The following is a 20,805-nucleotide window of genomic DNA, read 5'->3' on the forward strand; positions in this document are numbered from 1 at the left end:
GCCTCCATCAGCGCCGTGACCTCCGAGCCGGAGGCGTGGGCATACATGCGCAGCGTGTGCTCGGCGCGGACGACGAATGCGCAGCGGCACCCGAACGGCGAGACGGCCGTGAACCCACCGGGGTAGTGCTTCCTCGGAAATGTTTTGTGCGTGCGGGGGTGCCTTGTGTGGGGGTGTCGTCTTTCGCGCCTGTTGTCGGTCGTGATTCACCCGGGAGGGGCTGCCCGGAAACGTTTCATCTGTGCGGGGGCGTTGTGTGTGCGGTGATGCCGTTTTCGGGAGGGGGCGTGCTGGTGGTGGGCTGTTGTCGGCCGTGAACCCGGCTTGGACGGAGTGCCCGGAAATGCTTCATGCGTGCGGGGCGCTGTGTGGGGTGCCGTTTTCGGGGCGTGCTGGTGGTGGGCTGTTATCGGCCGTGAACCCACCTAGGAGGAGTGCTCGGAAACGTTTCATGCGTGCGGGGTCGGCGCGCGTGTGGGTGTCGTATTCCGGGCACGCTGGGAAGGCCTGTTGTCGGCAGGTCGAGCACGTCTGCGAACTCCCAACGTGGCCGGCGGCGCGTGCTGAGATCCGCCGACCGAGCGGGACCTCCTGCGCAGAGTCCCGTCCAGGTGCGCTGTCTCGTAAACGTTTACAAGACAGCGCACCCGAGTGAGTTTCGGCCCGCCTCGATTCTGGACTGCCGGAGCGGGGGAGCGAAGCGAAGGCAGATATTACGGCAGCGGCGGAATCGCGTCCTCGTCGCCGACGAAGTCGACCGACGCGTATTCGTGCAACTTGGTCAGGCGGTGGTAGGCGTCGATGATGCGCACGGTGCCGGACTTGGACCGCATGACGATCGACTGGGTCGACGCGCCGCCGCTGTAGTAGCGCACACCGCGCAGCAGATCGCCGTCGGTGACACCGGTCGCGGAGAAGAAGACGTTGTCGCCGGAGACCAGGTCCTCGGTGTTGAGGATGCGGTCGAGGTCGTGACCGGCGTCGAGCGCCTTCTGCTTCTCGGCGTCGTCCTTGGGCGCCAGTTTGCCCTGTAGCGCACCACCCATACAGCGCAGTGCGGCCGCGGCGATGATGCCTTCGGGGGTGCCGCCGATGCCGACCAGCATGTCGGTGCCCGACTCGGGGCGTGCGCAGGCGATGGCGCCGGCCACGTCGCCGTCGGAGATCAGCCGGATGCGGGCGCCCGCGTCGCGGACCTCCTGGATGTGGCGGGCGTGGCGCGGCCGGTCCAGGACACAGACGGTGAGGTCGGACACCGAGGAGTTCTTGGCCTTCGCGACCCGGCGCAGATTCTCCGCGATCGGGGCGGCCAGGTCGATGACGTCGGCGGCGTCGGGGCCCACCGCGATCTTCTCCATGTAGAAGACGGCCGAGGGATCGAACATCGCGCCGCGCTCGGCGACGGCCAGCACCGAAATCGCGCCGGGCGAGCCCTTGGACATGAGGGTGGTGCCATCGATCGGGTCGACCGCGAAGTCGACGTCGGGGCCACTGCCATCACCGACGGCCTCGCCGTTGTACAGCATCGGGGCCTCGTCTTTTTCGCCCTCGCCGATCACCACGACGCCCTGCATGGAAACGGTGGCCACCAGCTGGCGCATGGCGTCGACGGCCGCACCGTCGCCGCCCTCCTTGTCGCCGCGGCCGACCCAGCGGCCCGCGGCCATCGCACCGGCCTCGGTCACCCGGACCAACTCCAATGCGAGGTTGCGGTCCGGGGCCTCGCGGCGGCGACTGGTTGCGGGTGTGGGTGCCGTCATGACGGAGCCTCCTCAGTTGTCCATTGCTGCGTGAATTGTCGCAGAACGGTCGGACCGGCAATTCAGGTACTCGTGTTCCAATTCCGTTCGGACGGCGTCGCCGCCGGTAGGGCGGCTGTGATATCGGCCTCCCGGCGCCGGGGGCCGCCGGAGCGGTATCGGGGCCCCGTGGATACTTGGGTGGTGTCGCAGAAACCACGCATCCTCAACGACTACCGGGATCTGATCTGGTCGCTGGTTCCGCTGGTGCTGATCTGCGTGGTGCTGGCCGCGGTCGCCAGCCAGTGCACCTTCTCCGCGCACGGCCCCACACCGGGGCAGGTGCCGAACTTCGATGTGCAATCGGCATTGCGCGACGACGCCGAGGTGCTGCCGTTCCCGATCCGCGATCCCGCGGTGCCGGCGGACTGGAAACCGAACTCCGGCAGCCGGGACTCCATCACCGGCCCCAGCGGCGGCACCGTCAGCACGGTCGGCTACATCACCGCCGACGGCACCTATCTGCAGCTGAGTCAGAGCAATGCCACCGAGAGCGCCCTCGCCAATCGGGTGGTCAGCACCCGCAGCCCCTCCGGTTCGCGAACGGTCGGGGCGCAGAAGTGGACTGTCTACCACGTCAAGGGCAGCGAGGCGGCCTGGATCGCGGACTTCGGCGCGAGCCGCGTGCTGATCAAGGGCGCGGCCGGCGAGGGCGCGTACCTGACCTTGGCGCAGGCGGTCGACGCGGCGGCACCACTGCAGTCCTGACATCTCGCCGATTCAGCGGTGGCACACCACATTGACCACTGTGCCGTCCGGATCGCGGACGAAGAATCGCCGTACGCCCCAGGGTTCGTCGCGCAGCGCGTAGATCACCTCGGCGCCCGCGGCCGTCATCGCCTCGTGCACGGCATCGACGTCGCCGACCTCGATGCTGATATCCGGTTGCGGCTCATCGGCATTCGCGCCGACCAGCATGATCTGAGCGGTCGGGTTGTCGGGCGAGGCCAGGGTGACAGCCCAGCCGAGATCCATCACCTCGTCGAATCCGAGGGTGCGGTAGAAGGCGCGGGACCGCCGCATGTCGGCGGCCCGCAGATCGGGTACCACGCGCCGGATGTTCACCGTCACTCCTCGGTGTCCTCGCGGCGGGACAGGGCATCCTCGACCCGTCGGCGGGCGCCGGCCAGATGGGCCTCGCAGCGGTTGGCCAATGCCTCGCCGCGTTCCCACAGCGCCAGTGAGTCGTCGAGGTCCATACCGCCCTGTTCCAGCATCTTCACGACATTGACCAGTTCGTCGCGGGCGCGTTCGTAGCCGAAGGTCTCGATCTCGGCGAGGTCGCTGTCGGTCACTGCGTCTCCTCCTCGTCTGAAGGGGCTCGGTCCGAAGGGGCTTCGGATGGGGTGCGGATCGGGTTGGCCAGGGCTTGGCTGCCCAATCCCGCGGCCGTGATCGCGCCGTCGGCGACCCGGATCCGTAGTTGCGTTCCCGGCGGGGCGTCGGCGACCGAGCGGACGACCTGCCGCTCGGTGCCCGTAACCCGTTGTACGACGGAGTATCCGCGCGCGAGCGTGGCGGCCGGGCCGACGGCGGTGAGTTTGTCGCGCAGATGGCGAGCGGTCGTGACCTCGGCTTGGAGCGCGTGTTCGACGGCTCGCCGGGTGGCGGTGCGCAGTCGTTCGATCTCGTCGTGGCGCTGCTGGAGAGTTCGCAGCGGATCGGCGAGTACCGGCCGCGACCGCAGCTGCCGCAGGGTGCGGGCCTCCCGGTCGACCCAGCCGCGCAGGGCGGCGGCCGAGCGGGCACGCATGTCCCGCACGCCCGCGAGTTCGGCCGCGGCGTCGGGGACGAGCCGCTTGGCGGCGTCGGTGGGCGTGGCCGCGCGCAGATCGGCGACGTAGTCCGACAGCGGATTGTCCGGCTCGTGGCCGATCGCGCTCACGATCGGGGTGGTCGCGGAAACGATGGCGCGGCACAGGGTTTCGTCGGAGAAGGGAAGAAGATCCTCGACACTGCCGCCACCGCGCGCGAGCACGATGACATCGACCTCGGGGTCGTCGTTCAACTCGGCGAGCGCGTCCAGGATCTGGGGTACCGCGGACGCGCCCTGGACGGCGGTGTTACGGATCTCGAAACGCACGGCGGGCCAACGCTGCTGGGCGACGGTGACCACATCGTGTTCGGCGGCACTGGCGCGGCCGGTGATCAAGCCGATCGTCCCGGGCAGGAACGGGATCGGGCGCTTGAGCCGATCGTCGAACAGTCCCTCGGCGGCCAGCAGTGCCTTCAGCCGTTCGATGCGGGCGAGTAGTTCGCCGATACCCACGGGCCGGATCTCGGTGACGCGCAGCGAGATCGTGCCGCGACCGGTGAAGTAGGACAGCTTGCCGTAGACGACGACCCGGCTGCCCTCCTGCAACGGCACCGCCGAGGCGCGCAGCAGTTGCGGATCGCAGGTGATCGACAGCGACATGTCCGCGGCGGTGTCGCGCAGCACCAGGAATGCGGTGCGAGTGCCGGGACGCATGTTGATCTGGGTGATCTGTCCCTCGACCCAGACACTGCCGAGCCGGTCGATCCACTGCGCGACCTTCATCGCGATGGTGCGCACCGGCCACGGCTGTTCGGCGGAATTGGCGGGGCGGCCGGCGGTGCGCGCCGGTTCCCCGGAGCCTCGGGCCCCGGCGGCCGGCGCGTCGGCGGGTGAGTCGGTCACTTGGCCTGCACGGTGGCGATCCGGTTCGTCAGCATGGTCACGAACGGAGCCCGGTCGAAGGTCTGCTTCTCGTACTCCAGCAGTGCGCTCAGATCCGCCACGCTGAGCATGCGCAGGCGAGCGCGCAGCTGAGCGAGCGTCATGTTCGCGTAGTCGTAGCGGGTCGCGACCTCCGGCTCGATGGCGCCGCGCTGGTCGGGCTGCGCGGCGGGTTCGGGAGCCGGAGCGTCCGTGGGCGCCGGAACTTCGGGGGCGCCGCTGTCGACGGGATCCGATTCGGTGCCCTGGGACGGCGCATAGCCGTTGGCGGTGGCCGATGTGATCGTCGACACCGAGGCGGGGCCGTCCTCGCCGGTGGGGCCGTCCGTGACCGCCTCGGCATCGCGGAACAGGTCGAAACGACTGAGCCGGGCCGAGAAGTCGGCGCTGTCGAACGGCTGGTTGTCGTCGAGGTCCTCATCGAAGGTGGCCCATTCGGGCTGCTCCACCGGACGATTGGCCAATCGATCGAAAACCTCGTCGCCCTTGAGTGCGAGGCTGGTCACGAACTGCTGCAGATGCATCGAGGTCTGGAGCAGCTGGCTGATCGCGGTGATCGGCAAATGTATTGCCGTACTGGGCAACCGGCGAGTCTCCTCGAGCGCGTAGACGGCGGCCCCAGCGGCGACCCGGGCCAGGTAGGGAGGTCTGAACATGTCACCAGCCTGCCCGAAACGGCCGGTGATGCAAAGAACAGAGTTCACATCTCTCATTGTCGCGCGGATGCGGCGGTGCCGTGGGACCGTCGTGTGTGCGGGCGCGGCAGCGCGGCGCGGGCGTCCGCACGTAAGCTGTGCACATGTCCTCGGCTATCCCCCTGAATGTCGGAATCGCCCGGTCGGCCGATGTGGCCGGCGTCGGCGCGGGTAAGCGGGTGCTGCTCGCTGAGCCCCGTGGTTACTGCGCGGGTGTGGACCGGGCGGTGGAGACCGTGGAACGCACCCTGGAGAAGCACGGTGCGCCGATCTACGTGCGCAAGGAGATCGTGCACAACCGGCACGTGGTGGAGACACTGCGTGATCAGGGCGTGGTCTTCGTCGACGAGACCGACGAGGTGCCCGAGGGGTCGGTGGTGGTGTTCTCCGCGCACGGCGTGTCACCGGCGGTGCACGAGTCCGCCGCCGCCCGCAACCTGCACACCATCGATGCGACCTGCCCGCTGGTGACGAAGGTTCATCAGGAGGCCAAGCGCTTCGCCCGCGACGATTTCGACATCCTGCTCATCGGCCACGAGGGTCATGAGGAGGTGGAGGGCACCGCCGGTGAGGCGCCCGACAATGTCCAGCTGGTGGACGGTCCGGACGCGGTCGACGGTGTGCACGTACGCGATGAGGACAAGGTGATCTGGCTGTCGCAGACCACCCTGTCGGTCGACGAGACCATGGAGACGGTTCAGCGGCTGCGCGCGCGCTTCCCGAAGCTGCAGGATCCGCCGAGCGACGACATCTGCTACGCCACCCAGAACCGTCAGGTCGCGGTGAAGGCGATGGCCCCCGAATGCGATCTGGTGATCGTGGTCGGCTCCCGCAACTCCTCCAACTCGCGGCGGCTGGTGGAGGTCGCGCTGAATGCCGGCGCCGCCGCCTCCTATCTCGTGGATTTCGCGCGCGAGATCGATGCGTCCTGGTTCGAAGGTGTGAACACGGTGGGTGTCACCTCCGGCGCCTCGGTTCCGGAGATCCTGGTGCGCGGTGTGCTGGATCTGCTGGCCGAACACGGCTACGGCGAGGTTCAGCCGGTGACGACGGCCAACGAGACGCTGGTCTTCTCCCTGCCGCGCGAACTGCGCACCGCTACTCGGCGCTGAGCCCGGCGCCGGGGCTCGGTGCCGCGGGACGTGCTGCGTGCGCACGAGTCGGAGTCGTCGCGGCTTCGAGAATCCTACGCGTTGAAGTATTTTCACCGATCGCCACATCGGCACATCACGGAAACCGTTGGTGCTGTACCGGTAACACCGAGCGGCGGCCGGACGATGAGTGGTGCGTGGGGAATTCGGGGAAGGTATGCGCCGATGACGCGGCGGCCGGATCGGCCACCGCGCGTCGCACGGGCGGCTCAGCGGTCGCGGTAGCGCACATTCGGCCGCGGATGCGGCGGGACGTCGTTGGCGGGCTGGGTACGGCCACGGCGGGGCTGTGGTTCGGCGACCCGGGTGCGTTCCGCGGTGCGGGTGCGTTCGCCGGTGCGGGGATAGGAAGCACCCGGAGAGACACGCGGTGGGCGCTCGGCGACCTTGCCGGCCGCGCGGCGCCCGGTCCGGGCGGGTTCGGGCTCAGCCGCGGCTCGCTTGGTCGCGGCGGTCCCGCGTTTGGCGGTCTCGCCGCGTTTGGCCGTCTTCGGAGCCTCGGTGCCGCGCTTGCGGGTACGGGAGCTGCCCCGCAACGTCTCGTTCGCACCGCTCGCGGCGGAACGGGCGCGGCGGGCACGGTCTCCGGAGCGAGGATTCCAGCTGTCGCCACCGCGGGAGCGGTCGCGCGCGGGCCGCGTGCTGTCACCGGTATTGCGGTGCAGCCACATCCGCAGCGCGCCCACGCACAGCACCAGGACCGTCGCGATGGCCATGGTGGGGAACCGGTTGACCAACGGGATGGCCAGGTTGAGCAGGATGTCCTTCACCGAGGTGGAGCTGTGCCCGGTGAGCTGCTGATAGGCCAGCGGGACCGCGATGAACAGCAGTAAGGGCGGTGTCACCATCGTGGTGAACAGGCCACGGTAGCGGACCACGCACGCCGCGATCAGGCATCCGATGATGTAGAACGCGGCGAAGACATGCGTCAGCTCCTTGCCGCTGCTTCCGGAGTCGATGAAAAACCCGATGAACGTGCACGCCACCGCGATCAGTACCGCGGCGCCGGCGGGGACGCCGGGCACCGACGGGACTATCGAGAGGTGCGAGGCGGGTACATCGGATCGCTCGCGTTGGGTAGCTGCCACGTGAAGCACACTATCTGCCGCGGCCGGAACGTGCGTCGAGGCCGAGCGGCGGCCGGGGTTACTCGTTGGTGTCCGAGAAGCCTACCGCGCGCGGCCACGACTGAACGGGAGCAATTGCCGGGACGGCTCGATCGCCGATGTCGAGGTCGTGCAACCGCCGCGCGGTGACCATCACGCGGGACTCGATCGAGGCCACGGTGTGGTTGAAAGCATCGACGGCCTTGCCGAGTTGAGTTCCGAGTTTGTCGAGGTGTGAACCGGTCGTGGAAAGCCGCGCGTACAACTCCCGGCCGAGTTGCTGAACAGTTGCCATGTCTCGCGACAAGGCCTCCTGCCGCCATCCGAACGCGACCGTCCGAAGTAATGCGATCAGGGTTGTCGGCGTTGCGAGGATCACATTGCGGCCGAACGCGTACTCGAGGAGACCGGAGTCCGCGGTGAGTGCGGCATCGAGGAACGGATCGCCCGGGATGAACAGCACCACGAATTCCGGGCTGGGGTCGAAGGCCTCCCAATATGCCTTGGCGGCGAGCTGGTCGACGTGCCCGCGCAGGTGCTTGGCATGCCGGGCCAGATGGTCGCCGCGCCGGGCCGGGTCGGTTTCGGCGGTGGCGTCCAGATAGGCGGCCAACGGCACCTTGGCATCGACCACCAGACTGCGCTCACCGGCCATCCGGACCACCAGATCGGGCCGGACGGTGCCGTTGTGACCCGTTGCCGTCACCTGAGTGTCGAAATCGCAGTGTTTGGTCATTCCGGCGAGTTCGACCACCCGCTCGAGCTGTACCTCACCCCAGCGCCCGCGAACCTGCGGTGCGCGCAGCGCCGATACCAGCTCACCGGTCTGTGCCGAGAGCTGCTGCGATACCCGGTGCATTCCCGCGACCTGTTCACGCAGTCCGGAATAGGCGTTGATGCGACTGTGCTCGACCTGCCGGATGTGCTGGTTCAAGCTGCCCAGCGCCTCTCGCAAGGGTTCGACCAGCGTCCCGATCGCCTGCGAATTGTGCCGCGCCGCATCCACACTGGCCGCGCCCAGTGATTGTTGGAGTAACCGCTCGTTCTCGCGCATGGCCGATAACTGCGCCTCGGCGGTGGCAGCCCGCTGTCCCGCCCGGGCCGCGTGCCCCAGCCACCCGAGCGCAACCCCTGCGCAGAACACCAACAACAACGCGAACAGCATCGATGCGGTCATGCCCCCGATAGTGCCCTAAGCCACCGACAAGCTCGCGGAGGCAGGCAATTTCCCAGCGTCACCCTCGGTGCAGGCCGGCGAGCGCCCACTCACTGCTCCATGGAACGGCCCTCTCGCAGCGCCCTCCAGCAGACATGAGCCGGGCCACTTCGCCGCTCCGAGAATCAAGGTCGGGCCTCACAGCGGTGACGGTCTCATCGGGACATCCCGCTCGAGCCGTCGCCGAAGATCCGGCCGGAGCGAACGACGGACACGCCCATTCCGAAGTCCACCCACCGGCAGCCCCCGGCGGTGGTGCGCAACCAGGTGGCGGGCCAGCAGGTCGGCCGAGGGAACCGTGACAGGGGCGGACCAGCAGATCGGCAGAGGGGACCGTGACAGGGGCGGACCAGCAGATCGGCCGAGGGACCGTAACCGGCTGGCGGGCCGGCAGATCGGCCGAGGGATCGTGACCGGCTGGCGGACCAGCAGGTCAGCCGAGGGACCGTGACCGGCTGGCGGGCCGGCAGATCGGCCGAGGGATCGTGACCGGCTGGCGGACCAGCAGGTCAGCCGCAGGACCGTAACTGGCTGGCGGACCAACAGGTCAGCCCGCGGGGACCGTAACCGACTGGTGGCGCGCATCCCCAAGTAGCTCGACCTGGGTGGGTTTCGGCCCGCCTCGATTCTGGACTGCCGGAGCGGGGGAGCGAAGCGGAGGAGCGGAGAAGGGAAGAATCGAGGCCCAGAGGGCCGAAACCCCGCGTCGGCGGAGCCGACGCAGAAAATACAGCCGAAACCCCGCCGAAGCGAAGGCCAAAGATACTGTCGGCCCCATGTAATACCGTTTGCACCCATGCGGATGCTGCACACCTCGGACTGGCACATCGGTCGTACCTTCCACGGTGTCGACCTGCTGGCCGATCAGTCGCGTGCGCTGGCGGCGGTGGCCGAGTTGGTCGCCACGCACGGGGTGGATGTGGTGGTCGTGCCGGGTGACGTGTACGACCGGTCCATTCCCAGTGCGGATGCGATCGCGGTGTGCAACAGAGGCTTCGAGGCGATTCGCGAGGCGGGGGCGGTGATCGTCGCGACCTCGGGCAATCACGACTCGCCGACGCGGTTGGGCGCGCTGGGAAGTTTCGCGGCGGCGGGCGGGCTGCACCTGCGGACGTCGGTCGCCGATGTGGATCGGCCGGTGATGTTGTCCGACGAGTTCGGCCCGGTCGCCTGTTATGGAATCCCGTATCTGGAGCCGGAGATCACCCGGGTGGAACTGGATGTGCCGCAGGCGCGTTCGCACGCCGAGATCCTCGATGCGGCGCTGGCTCGGATCCGGGCGGATCGGCAGCGCCGTGGCGATCCACGGGCGGTACTGCTCGCGCATGCGTTCGTCGTCGGTGGTGAGTCGACGGGATCGGAGCGTTCGATCGCGGTGGGGGGCGTGGAGACGGTTCCGCTGGGTGCCTTCGAGGGTATCGATTATGTGGCCCTGGGCCACCTGCATTCGCCGCAGACATTGTCGGATTCGGTGCGGTATTCCGGGTCGCCGCTGCCGTATTCGTTCGGGGAGCGGTCCCATCACAAGGCGGTGTGGATCGTCGATCTGGACGCGGACGGCCTCGGCTCGGTGCAGCGCTACGACCTTCCGGTGGTGCGCGGGCTGACCCAGCTCACGGGTCTGCTGGACGATCTGCTGATCGCCGCCGAGTACGAGGGCGCGCGAGACGATTACGTCTCGGCGGTCCTCACCGATCACGCGCGCCCGGTCGAGGCGCTGCGCCGGTTGAAGGAGCGGTTCCCGCACGCCGTGCATGTGGAATGGGCGCGGCCGGAGGGGGATACGCAATTACGCTATCGGGAGCGGGTGCACGGCCGTGGCGACAGCGATATCGCACGCAGTTTTCTGACCGATGTGTACAGCGAACCGTCGGAGGGGGAGATGACACTGATCGAGCGGGCGTTGTCGGCGGCCCGTCGTGAACCCGCGGAGGAATCGCGCGCGGTGTCGGCAGGGGGCGCTTGCGTGAGCCAGGAGCGGTCGGCGTGACCGGCCCGCGCCGTGCGGAGGCGGGCGGATGAAGCTGCACCGGTTGGAGCTTTCGGCGTTCGGCCCGTTCGGCGAGACCGCCCGGGTGGATTTCGACGAGCTCGGCGCGGACGGTTTGTTCCTGTTGCACGGCCACACCGGCGCGGGGAAGACGACGGTGCTCGATGCCATCGCCTTCGCGCTCTATGGCCGGGTTCCGGGGGCGCGTGGGGAGAGCAAACGCCTGCACTCCGATCATGCCGATCCGCAGACCAGGCCGCGGGTGGTGCTGGAGGCGACACTCGGCGGCCGTCGGCTGCGCCTGACCCGGTCGCCGGAGTTCGAGCGCCCGAAGAAGCGCGGCACGGGTATGCGGACCGAACAGCCCGCCGCCACGCTGGAATGGCTCGACGGGCAGGGGCAGCATCTGTCCCGGATTCCCGATATCGGCGACGAGGTGAGTCGCCTGCTGGGGATGAGTGCCGATCAGTTCTTCCAGGTGGTGTTGTTGCCGCAGGGTGATTTCGCGCGATTTCTGCGTTCGGACAACGAAGATCGCGAGAAGTTGCTCGAGCGGCTGTTCGATACCGAACGCTTCGGTGTCGTCGAGCAGTGGCTCATACAGCGTCGACGGGAGAGCTCGGCGCTGCTGGAGAATCATCGCCAGAGTATCGATCGGCTGATCGCTCAGGTCGCGGTGACCGCCGGGTTGGGTGCTGCCGAGGCGGTGAATCCGCTGGACGCGGTGGAATGGTCGCAGCGCCTGCTGGCCGAGGCTCGCGCCGAGTCGCAGGAGTCGGCCGCGAAACTGGCGCAGTTGCAGCAGCATTCGACCGAGCTGGCGTCCCTTGCCGAGGAACAGCGCCGGGTCCAGGAACGTCGTGAACGCGGTACGGTCGCGCGGCGTCAGCTCGAGGAGCACGCCGCGGCCGCCGCCCATCGCGAGCGGGTGCGAGCCGATCTGGAGCGTTCGCGCCGGGTGGAGCCGGTGGCGTCCGCGCTCGGTGAGGCGCGCACCGCGGCGGTGACCCTGCGACGCCGCGGTGACGACGCGCTGGATCTGGCCGAGCGGTTGGCTGGGCGTCTGCTCGAGCCGGAGAGTGCCGAGCTGCCCGGAACGGCTTGGGCAGCCGCGGATCTCGCCGCCGGCGAGCTGCGGGATACGGATTCGGCCACGGAGCTGTCGGTTCTGTGCGAATCGGGCGACGATCCGGCGGACACCGACTCGTTCGCCGAACTCGACGATCCGGGCGCGGAACGACCGGACGACGTGGAAACGAACACCGGGGAGGTGGCACGATCGCCCGGCGGCGGTGTGGGCGAGCGGGTTCCGGGCGATGTCACCGAGATCGACGAACCGGCCGAATTGGGTTTGTTCTCCCTGGAATTCGCATCGACACGCGATGCGGACGCCCCGGAACCCATCGACGGCTCGGATGACCCGCAAAACGACTCGGCGGACAGCGTCGATCGCCACGCCCGCCCCGCCGCGCCGCGTATCGAGACGGCGGTGCAGCGCTGGTCGGCGCATATCGGATCGCTCGAGGAGGTGCGAGCCGATGCCGAGTCCGCCGGGCGGCTGTCGGCCGAATTGGCCGGGCTGCGTTCGGATCACGCTGCCACCGACGCCGAACTGAAACAGCTGTCGGAGCGGCGTGAGCAGCTGCCGGAGGCCATTCGCTCGGCGGAATCGGCGTTGCGGGAGGCCGCCGATGCGAAGGTCGTCCTGCCGGGTGCCGAACGCGACTGCGAGCAGGCTCGCGCCGCGGCGGAGGCAGCCGTCGAACTGGTGCGCACCCGGACCGAATTGGGGACTGCCGCCGAGGAATTCGAGCGGGCCAGATCCGCACACGCCGATGCCCGTGAGCGGACCCTCGACATCCGGGAGCGCCGCCTCGCCGGTATGGCCGCGGAACTGGCCGGTGCGCTGGTGACCGGACAACCGTGCGGTGTGTGCGGATCGCCCGACCACCCCGAACCCGCGCGGCCGGCAGCGGTGGCGGTCGCGAAATCCGACGAAGACGAGGCCGTGGGGGCCGAGCGTGCCGCGGAACAACGGCGCGACCGGGCCCTCACGCACCGGACCGGATTGGAGCGCCGCGTCGAACTGCTCGTCCAGCGGGGCGGTGACGGCGATCCCACCGAGCTGGCCGCCGCCCGCGACACCGCGGCGCGGCGATTGCGCGCCACCCGCGCGGCCGCGGCGGCCGCGGCGGATCTCACCGAGCGGGTGGCCGGGTTGCGCGGCACGGAAACCGAATTGAACGCGCGCCTGCGCGAGCTGGAGAGCCGGTGCACCGCGATACAGGAACGTATCCTGGCAGCCGACCGGCGTCTCAGTGAACTCACCGCGCGGGTCCGTGCCGCGGCGGGTGCGGATCGGACCGTCGAACGCCGGCGTGCCCGCCTCGAGGCACTCATCGCCGATGCCACCGATCTGCTCACCGCTCGCCATGAGGCCACCGTGGCCGAGGATCAGTTCGCCGATCTGGCTCGCCGGGTGGAGCAGGCGGCGCGAACCGCCGAACTTCCGGTCGCCGAGGGCCCGCGGCCGGGTGGAACGCCCGACAACACCGTCCTCGCCGCATACGCGAAAGTGGTTGCGGCCGCGAACAGAACGCCGCAGCAGCAGAACGAGCTGGATGCCGAACTGGTGGCCGCCGACCGGTTGCGCGCCCACGCCGAGGCGGTTCTGGCCGAGCCCGAGGTGCGGGCCGCGGCCGCGCTCGCGCCGGTCGATCTGGGCGAACTGGAAGCCGACGTGGCACAGGCGCGCCGCCATTCGGATGCGGCGGTCGCCGCCCAGGCCGACAGCGCCCGCCGGGTCGCGCAGCTCGAGGAACTGAGCGGACAGCTGTGGGCCGCCGCCGATCGGATCGCCCCGCTGCAGCGGGCGCACACCGAACTCGAGGGTGTGTCGGAGGTCGTGGCGGGCCGTGGCGCCAACAACCGCAAGATGTCGCTGCGATCCTATGTGCTCGCCGCCCGGCTGGAGGAGGTCGCCGTCGCGGGGTCGGCACGGCTGCGCCGAATGTCGGGTGGCCGTTATGAATTCGTCCACTCCGATGCCGCCGGACCGCGCGGCCGCCGGGGCGGTCTCGGCCTCGATATCCGCGACGACTACACCGGTGCGGTGCGCCCGGCGAAGACCCTGTCCGGTGGGGAGACCTTCATGGCCTCGCTGTCGCTGGCGCTGGGTCTGGCCGATGTGGTCGCCGCGGAATCGGGTGGTCTGGTGCTGGACACCCTGTTCATCGACGAGGGTTTCGGCAGTCTCGACGCCGACACCCTCGATGCGGTGATGGGCGTGCTGGACGAATTGCGTTCCGGTGGCCGGGTGGTCGGCGTGGTCAGCCACGTCGACGAGATGCGGCAGCGGATTCCCAGCCGCCTGCACGTCATCCGGGACCCGGGCGGATCGAGGCTGCAGACGATCGTCGCCTGAGCGCCCCGATCGCGCCCGGAGCGAATTCAGCGCCGGACGGACTCGCGCAGGGCTCGCAACTCGTCGGCCCGCGGATCGGCGACGGTCGCCGACTCGGGATGGCCGAAGATCCGCACCTGCCGTCGGTCGTCGAATCGTGCCCAGCCGGGATCGCCGTGGGTCGCGAAATCGACCCAGCAGCGATGGATTTCATCCGCGAGCTGCTGTGGGGGATTCGCGCCGGTCAGCGAATGGGATTCCGACAGCTTGTCGAAGACGAACGGGATTTCCAGTACGTGGCACGCGCCCAGGTCGGGAATGCCACTGCGCCAGCCGAATTCGTAGACGTGCGTGGGTGCGCCGGCCGCCGCGTTGGCCTCGGCGATGCGCATCGAGTCGTCGCGGAATACCAGGTCGGTGATGATCGCGGCGAACAGGTCGGCGGGTGTGGCCTGTGGCCGGTTCGCCGAATAGATCTCGGCGACAGTCGAATCGACGCCGTAGCGGGCCAGTACCGGTCCCAGCGTCTCGGCGACGATGCCGGCCGCGAGACCGGTGGGGAAGGTGAAGAACCGGAACTCCTCGGCCGTCCAGCCGATGATGAGCGGTACCGCCCGATCGCCGGAGGAGACCAGCACATCGGTGGGCCGGTCCTCGATCAGCTCGCCGTCGATCACCGGGAAGAAGCTCAGCACGCCCAGACCGTTGCCGACGATCGAGGGGCCCCAGCGGTTCGGATCGGGGTTGGTGATCAGTTCCAGCGCCACCTTGTCCTGCGCGCTGCGCAGCCGGTCGGGCCCGAGTTCGCCGAAGGCCGCCGCGGTCGGCTCGATTCCCAGTGTGCCGGCCAGGATTTCGGCGACCTTGACCGCGTCGGCGGCCTCGGCAACCGCGGATCCGTTACCGCTCTGCACGATCGCGCGCCGGAACAGCCCACGGGCCGGTGGAGCCGCGATCAGATCGACCACACTCATGCCGCCCGCGGATTCACCGAAGATCGTGACATTGTCCGGATCGCCCCCGAAGGCGGCGATGTTCTCGCGCACCCAGCGCAGTGCGAAGACCTGATCGTGTAGCCCGCGGTTCAGCGGCGCACCCGGTACGCCCGCGAATCCGGAGATCCCGAGCCGGTAGTTGATGGAGACCACCACGACACCGTCGCGCGCGAAGGTGCGCCCGTCATACATCGTGCGGGCATTGGATCCGCGGGTGAACGCGCCACCGTGGATCCACACCATCACCGGCAGTCCCGAACCGCCGGTATCCGGTGTCCACACGTTCAGATTGAGATAGTCGTCCCCGGGCAACCCGTCACTGCCGATCAGCGCGTGGATCGGCGCCGGATAGAACGACTGCGCACAGGTGGGCCCGAAATCCAGCGCATCACGCACCCCGTCCCAGCTCTGCACGGGCTGCGGCAATGCGAACCGGGCCGGACCCACGGGCGCGGCGGCATACGGAATTCCGAGAAATGCGCTCACACCCCCCTCCGAAACGCCACGAATCTTGCCGCCGGTGACCGACGCGATGATCTCCATACTTGCCTTCCCTTCGACGCCCCGATTCTGCCCGGCAGGGATCGGTCGCGCCCGAGTCTCACCTCGATTCGCAGGTCGGCAGGGCGCCGGCCACGGCGGTCGAGGGTGCGCGACGGCCTCTGGTGGGACGGCCGAAGTATCCGCGACTCGGGGCCGGCCACGCGAGTCCGGATATCCGGACCGGGGCTGGGAAGTGGAACCGCAGGTCAAGCGGATTCGGCGGCACCCTGCTCATGTGTCAGCAGCCAGCGTTTGCACGACAGGCCCCACCGGAACCCGCCGAGTGTCCCGTCGGTGCGCAGGATGCGATGACACGGGACGAACAGTGCCGCGGCATTGCGGGCACAGGCATTGGCGGCCGCTCGGACGGCGTCGGGGCGTCCGGAAAGCTGTGCGTAGGCGGTGTAGGTGATGGGCGACCCGGCCGGCACCTTGCGCAGGATCTGCCAGGCGTGTTCCAGGAACGGCCCCGACTGCTGGCGCACGGCGACGGAATCGATCGCGCGCACGTCTCCGTGGTGGTACTGCTCGACCGCCGCGGTGGTCTCGTCGAGCGCGTCGTAGCGGCGCAACGCCTCCGGACGCAGCCTCGGATGGATCAGCCCGCGCAGATTCTCCACATCGGCGGTCCAGCCGGAGGCGAGTACCGCGGTGTCGGTATCGGTGATGACGGTGAACGGGCCCAGCGGAGTGGGGACGGTGGCGTAAGCGGCGGTGCTCATCGGCGTCCGCCGGTCGGTACCGTCCGGCGGCCGTACACAACCTCGGACGCGCTCCGCATACTCCCGTCGCGGACGAGGCGGGAAGTGTCCTCGCGCCCGGACGCGACGATGCCGTGGCGCGGGCCCACTCGCCCGCCCGCGCGTTCGGACAGCGCACGCTTCCACAGGTGCATCGACAGGTACGACCGCCACGGCGCCCAGCGTGAGGTGTCGGCGAGGTCGATGCCGTATTGCGCCGCACCCTGGCGAACCACCAGGTCGGTGTGCATCAGGATGTCGGGGTCGGCGAGCAGGCGCATGGTGACGTAGTCGGCGGTCCACGGTCCGACACCGTCGAGGGCGAGCAGATCGCGTCGTACATCGGCCGCGGTGCGCCCGGCGTGCAGCCGCAGATCATCCGAGGCCAGTGCGCGAGCGACCGCCACGATCGAGGCGGTCCGGCGAGCCGGGCCGCTCAGCACATCGGCACCGCGTTCGGCGATGGCCTCCGCCGTGGGGAACAGCCGCGGCATCGGCCCGCTGATGTTCTCGCCCAGTGCGTCGACGAGCCGAGCGGTGTGGGTGGTGGCCGCCGATACCGAGATCTGCTGCCCGATCATGGTGCGCAGCAACAACTCCTGACCGTCCAGGCAGCCCGGTACCCGGATGCCGGCGCTGATCCCCGGACCACTCGGCCCGAACCCCTCGGCCAGCGCCGCGTCGATTCCGGTCGGGTCGGCATCGAGGTCGAGCAGATGCCGCAGCCGTGACACGGTCGGCGCGAGATCCCGCATGTCGTGCAGCGCCAGACTGGCTCGCACATGCCCGGGATGAATGCTCGCGCGCACCGTCGCGTGACCGTGCGGGGTGCGCAGGCTGCGGGTGTAGACGCCGTCTTCCCAGCTCTCCAGGCCGGGCACCGCGTGGGCGGACAGGAACCATTCGAGCCAGCCGGCGTCCAGCGGTTCCCGGTAGGGCAGGCGCAGGGTGAGGACGCCGTTGGTCGCGGGCAGGGTATCGCCGCGCAGGCGCCGGGCCTCTTCGCGCAGCACCGTGGGGCTCACCGCGAACACCTCGCGGACGGTGTCGTTGAATTGCCGGATGCTGGCGAAGCCGGCCGCGAATGCGATGTCGGACATGGGCATTCGCGTGGTCTGGATGAGCAGCCGGGCGGTGTGGGCGCGATGGGCGCGGGCCAGGGCGAGCGGTCCGGCGCCGAGTTCCGCGGTGAGTACCCGGGTGAGCTGGCGCTGCGAATATCCCAGCTTGTCGGCCAATCCGGGGACGCCGCGGCGTTCGATGACCCCGTCGGCGATCAACCGCATCGCGCGCGCCGCGAGATCGGCGCGGGTGTTCCACAGCGGCGAACCGGGTGCCGCGTCGGGCAGGCAGCGGCGGCAGGCACGGAAGCCGTTCTGCTGTGCGGCGGCCGCTGTGGGCAGGAACGTGACATTCGTACGCTTCGGAGTGATAGCAGGACACGATGGCCGACAGTAGATTCCGGTGGTACGCACAGCCGTGACGAATTGGCCGTCGAACCGGGCATCGCGGGTGGCCACCGCTCGATAGCAGCGCTCGAAATCCAAACCGTTCACACTCACGCAGTCCACCTTGTCAGCCCACGCCCGCCCGCGCTAGCGGAAAAACGCCAACTACCCAGTAAGGACAACGTTTCAGCGTCATGCTTTTCAGCTATGACTCGGAATTTCTCGGAGCATGCGACATCACCGCCACGGACGGGCTGTTCCGAAGCGCCGCAAGGAATTCGGCGTGCCGACTCGGTGACATCGCACACGAGCACATCCGATGAACGTCCGTGCCGCCTCAGCAGCACCTGGTCCCAGGGTTGCGTTCCGCGGCCGCATGCCGCTCACGCCAGTAATCGCTCTCGGTGGGAATCGGCCGGTCCGGATGTGTGCGGCGCAGATGCGCCACATACCGCGCGTAGTCCTGCCCGCCGAGTACCGCGTTCAGATACCCGGCCGCGGCTCGTGCGGCCTGCACCCCGGCGCCGAGAAGCGCGGCGGCACGCGGGCGCCGCGTCGAGGCGACCCCCTCGTCGGCCGTCGCGGCCTCGGTGGTTACGACGTCGGTTCCGGTGTCGATACGTGTGCCGCGCCGGGCACCTTCACCGCTCCCGCCCGCTCCAGTTCGGCCCATTCGCGCTGCACCTCCTTCTCGGCCTTGGTGGTCACGAAGCCCGTGGGCCCGAAGATCTTCGACGGCACCTCCGGGGTCTCGGTGGTCGCCCCGCCGCCCCGGCGAATCGCCTGTATACACACGATCACACCGACCAGCGCCACGATCAACACCAGGACCGCGAAGATGATCGACAACGTGCCCTGGATGAAGGTGTTGCGCACGACCTTGTCCATATCGGCCATGCTCTTGGCCGGTGCCACCACCTTGCCCACCTCGCGGGCATCGCTGTAGATGTTGTGCTGGGTCCAGTAACCGATGTTCTTGTCGCCGGAGAAGATCTTCTGCCACGAGGCCGTCATGGTGACCACGAGATCCCAGATCAGCGGCAGTGCCGGAATCCAGGCCCACTTCAGCAGCCCCTTCTTCACCACGATCACCAGCACCACCGTCAACGCGACCGCGGCCAGCAGCTGGTTGGCGATACCGAACAGCGGATACAGCGTGTAGATGCCGCCGAGCGGATCGGTCACGCCCATCAGCAGCACCGACCCCCAGGCCGCGACCACGATGAACGTGCACAGCCAGGCGCCCGGCCGCCAGGACGGGTCCTTGAACTTGCGTGCCGGACCACCGAGATTGCCGAGGGTGTCCGACAGCATGAACCGCGCGACCCTGGTGCCGGCGTCGATGGTGGTGAGGATGAACAGCGCCTCGAACATGATCGCGAAGTGGTACCAGAACGACTTCATCGCGGTGCCGCCGATGAAGTTGTGCATCACCTCGGCCATCCCGACCGCGAGGGTCGGCGCACCACCGGTCCGCGAGTAGATGGCCTGCTCACCCACATCGTGTGCGGCCTGGTTCAGTTCGTTCGCGGTGATCGGCGTGCCGCCCAGGCCGAGCGAATTGACCTTGTCCGCCGCGGCCTGCGCGCTGGTGAGCCCGCCGGTGTTCATCGCGAAGTACAGATGCTGGTCCAGTATGCAGGCCGCGATGAGCGCCATCACGGCGACGAACGACTCCATCAGCATGCCGCCGTAACCGATCATCCGCGCCTGCGACTGCTTCTCGAGCAGCTTCGGCGTGGTGCCCGAGGCCACCAGGGCGTGGAAGCCCGACAGCGCACCACAGGCGATGGTGATGAACAGGAACGGGAACAGGCTGCCCGCGAAGGCCGGACCGCTGGAATTGCCCGCGAACTGCGACACGGCGGGTGCGTGCAGCACCGGCATGGTGATCACCACGCCCAGCGCCAGCAGCACGATGGTGCCGACCTTCATGAACGTCGACAGGTAGTCGCGCGGCGCCAGCAGCAACCACACCGGAAGTATCGAAGCGATGAATCCGTAGATGATCAGCATCCACGCGATGGTGGTGCCGGACAGGGTGAACAGGTCACGGCCCCAACCGGATTCCGACACCCAGCGGCCGGACACGATGGCCAGCAGCAACAGCGCGAATCCGACGATCGAGATCTCACCGACCTTGCCCGGACGCACGTAGCGCAGATACAGGCCCATCAGCACCGCGATCGGAATGGTCATCGAAATCGAGAACACACCCCACGGGCTGCCGCCGTGCAGCTGACCGTCGGCGCCCTTGGTCGCGGCCAGTGCGTTGACCACCACGATGCCCAGCACGGCCAGCAGGATCACCATGATGATCAGCACCGCGACCAGCGCCGCGACACCGCCGACCACACCCAGTTCGTCGCGCGCCATCTGCCCGAGGCTGCGGCCGCGCCGTTTCACCGACGCCCACAGCACCAGATAGTCCTGCACCGCACCGGCGAGTACGACACCGATGATGATCCAGAGGGTGCCCGGCAGATAACCCATCTGCGCCGCGAGCACCGGCCCGACCAGCGGCCCGGCACCCGCTATGGCGGCGAAGTGATGACCGAACAGCACCCGCCGATCCATCGGCATGTAGTCGGTGCCGTTCTCCATTTCCTCTGCGGGCGTGGCGATGTCGTCGCGCGGTTTGGTGATCTTCCATTCGATCAACCGGGCGTAGAGCTGATAGGCGAGGATGTAGGTGCAGACCGCCGCGATGACGATCCACACCGCGTTCACGCTCTCACCGCGAACGACGGCCAGAATGGCCCAGGCGACGGCGCCGATGATCGCGACAGCCGCGAGGATCGCCTTCCGGACAGGCGTGACGGGCCGGCGGTCCACGATACCGACCGGAGGCAATTCCTGGTCGGTTCGGAGGTATTCGATGGTCGCCATGCGAGCTACTCTCCCGTGCTTTTCTGCGCGTACATGCTGTTCGTATCCCCGGCCCCGTACGGGAACGGACATACCGACTGAGACAACGTAGCCGAATACCCCGGCCGATGAATCGAGTTGGGTCGGTCCGAA

The 20,805-nt window shown here is 68.7% G+C and carries 16 protein-coding genes; 4 read left to right on the forward strand and 12 right to left on the reverse strand.

Annotated features, from left to right (window positions below):
- Positions 1 to 713: 713 nt before the first annotated feature.
- Positions 714 to 1,760, reverse strand: a complete 1,047-nt coding sequence (gene glpX, locus AB0L57_RS29465; RefSeq protein WP_364969005.1) for a class II fructose-bisphosphatase — start codon at positions 1,758 to 1,760, stop codon at positions 714 to 716.
- Positions 1,761 to 1,943: 183 nt separating this feature from the next.
- On the opposite strand from glpX, the gene AB0L57_RS29470 reads away from it, so the two are divergent.
- Entirely contained in the window at positions 1,944 to 2,507 is a 564-nt protein-coding gene (locus AB0L57_RS29470) for a DUF4245 domain-containing protein (RefSeq protein WP_364969007.1), read from the forward strand.
- 12 nt (positions 2,508 to 2,519) lie between these two features.
- Here the strand turns inward: AB0L57_RS29470 and AB0L57_RS29475 are convergent, their stop codons facing one another.
- The 4 genes from AB0L57_RS29475 to AB0L57_RS29490 all read right to left on the reverse strand — a co-directional run bounded on the left by AB0L57_RS29475 (position 2,520) and on the right by AB0L57_RS29490 (position 5,153).
- Entirely contained in the window at positions 2,520 to 2,864 is a 345-nt protein-coding gene (locus AB0L57_RS29475) for a VOC family protein (protein WP_364969010.1), read from the reverse strand.
- 2 nt (positions 2,865 to 2,866) lie between these two features.
- Positions 2,867 to 3,094 (reverse strand): exodeoxyribonuclease VII small subunit, encoded by a 228-nt coding sequence (locus AB0L57_RS29480; protein ID WP_364969013.1) that lies wholly within the window; start codon positions 3,092 to 3,094, stop codon positions 2,867 to 2,869.
- Positions 3,091 to 4,353, reverse strand: coding sequence for an exodeoxyribonuclease VII large subunit (xseA, locus tag AB0L57_RS29485; protein WP_364969241.1), 1,263 nt, complete (start codon positions 4,351 to 4,353; stop codon positions 3,091 to 3,093). Before xseA ends, AB0L57_RS29480 begins: the two co-directional genes overlap by 4 nt.
- Positions 4,354 to 4,454: 101 nt before the next feature.
- Positions 4,455 to 5,153 (reverse strand): lipid droplet-associated protein, encoded by a 699-nt coding sequence (locus AB0L57_RS29490; RefSeq protein ID WP_364969016.1) that lies wholly within the window; start codon positions 5,151 to 5,153, stop codon positions 4,455 to 4,457.
- A 143-nt stretch (positions 5,154 to 5,296) separates the two neighbouring features.
- Here AB0L57_RS29490 and AB0L57_RS29495 point away from each other — a divergent pair, with 143 nt between their 5' ends.
- Positions 5,297 to 6,304, forward strand: coding sequence for a 4-hydroxy-3-methylbut-2-enyl diphosphate reductase (locus AB0L57_RS29495; protein WP_364969018.1), 1,008 nt, complete (start codon positions 5,297 to 5,299; stop codon positions 6,302 to 6,304).
- Between the two features lie 248 nt (positions 6,305 to 6,552).
- Here AB0L57_RS29495 and AB0L57_RS29500 read toward each other — a convergent pair whose 3' ends face one another.
- Both AB0L57_RS29500 and AB0L57_RS29505 read right to left on the reverse strand, forming a co-directional pair.
- On the reverse strand, positions 6,553 to 7,431 hold the full coding sequence (locus AB0L57_RS29500) for a DUF6542 domain-containing protein (RefSeq protein ID WP_364969021.1): 879 nt from the start codon (positions 7,429 to 7,431) through the stop codon (positions 6,553 to 6,555).
- A gap of 58 nt (positions 7,432 to 7,489) precedes the next feature.
- The gene (locus AB0L57_RS29505; RefSeq protein ID WP_364969024.1) at positions 7,490 to 8,626 is read right to left on the reverse strand and encodes a DNA recombination protein RmuC; all 1,137 of its coding nucleotides are present in this window, start codon (positions 8,624 to 8,626) and stop codon (positions 7,490 to 7,492) included.
- An 835-nt stretch (positions 8,627 to 9,461) separates the two neighbouring features.
- Between AB0L57_RS29505 and AB0L57_RS29510 the strand changes: the two genes are divergently transcribed.
- Both AB0L57_RS29510 and AB0L57_RS29515 read left to right on the forward strand, forming a co-directional pair.
- A complete protein-coding gene (locus AB0L57_RS29510) occupies positions 9,462 to 10,655 on the forward strand; it encodes an exonuclease SbcCD subunit D (RefSeq protein WP_364969026.1) in 1,194 nt (397 codons plus the stop codon).
- A gap of 28 nt (positions 10,656 to 10,683) precedes the next feature.
- Positions 10,684 to 14,079, forward strand: coding sequence for an SMC family ATPase (locus AB0L57_RS29515; protein WP_364969028.1), 3,396 nt, complete (start codon positions 10,684 to 10,686; stop codon positions 14,077 to 14,079).
- Between the two features lie 26 nt (positions 14,080 to 14,105).
- Here AB0L57_RS29515 and AB0L57_RS29520 read toward each other — a convergent pair whose 3' ends face one another.
- The 5 genes from AB0L57_RS29520 to AB0L57_RS29540 all read right to left on the reverse strand — a co-directional run bounded on the left by AB0L57_RS29520 (position 14,106) and on the right by AB0L57_RS29540 (position 20,673).
- Entirely contained in the window at positions 14,106 to 15,596 is a 1,491-nt protein-coding gene (locus tag AB0L57_RS29520; RefSeq protein WP_364969030.1) for a carboxylesterase family protein, read from the reverse strand.
- 206 nt (positions 15,597 to 15,802) lie between these two features.
- Positions 15,803 to 16,318 (reverse strand): methylated-DNA--[protein]-cysteine S-methyltransferase, encoded by a 516-nt coding sequence (locus AB0L57_RS29525; protein WP_364969032.1) that lies wholly within the window; start codon positions 16,316 to 16,318, stop codon positions 15,803 to 15,805.
- Positions 16,315 to 17,907: an AlkA N-terminal domain-containing protein gene (locus AB0L57_RS29530; RefSeq protein WP_364969035.1), complete on the reverse strand. Its 1,593-nt coding sequence runs from the start codon at positions 17,905 to 17,907 to the stop codon at positions 16,315 to 16,317. Before AB0L57_RS29530 ends, AB0L57_RS29525 begins: the two co-directional genes overlap by 4 nt.
- Positions 17,908 to 18,121: 214 nt before the next feature.
- Positions 18,122 to 18,457, reverse strand: coding sequence for a YbdD/YjiX family protein (locus tag AB0L57_RS29535; RefSeq protein ID WP_364969038.1), 336 nt, complete (start codon positions 18,455 to 18,457; stop codon positions 18,122 to 18,124).
- Positions 18,379 to 20,673 (reverse strand): carbon starvation CstA family protein, encoded by a 2,295-nt coding sequence (locus AB0L57_RS29540; RefSeq protein WP_364969041.1) that lies wholly within the window; start codon positions 20,671 to 20,673, stop codon positions 18,379 to 18,381. The genes AB0L57_RS29535 and AB0L57_RS29540 overlap by 79 nt, the downstream gene beginning before the upstream one ends.
- Positions 20,674 to 20,805 lie beyond the last annotated feature (132 nt).

It is taken from the genome of Nocardia sp. NPDC052254 (genome assembly GCF_040679495.1).
Taxonomy (GTDB): Bacteria; Actinomycetota; Actinomycetes; order Mycobacteriales; family Mycobacteriaceae; genus Nocardia.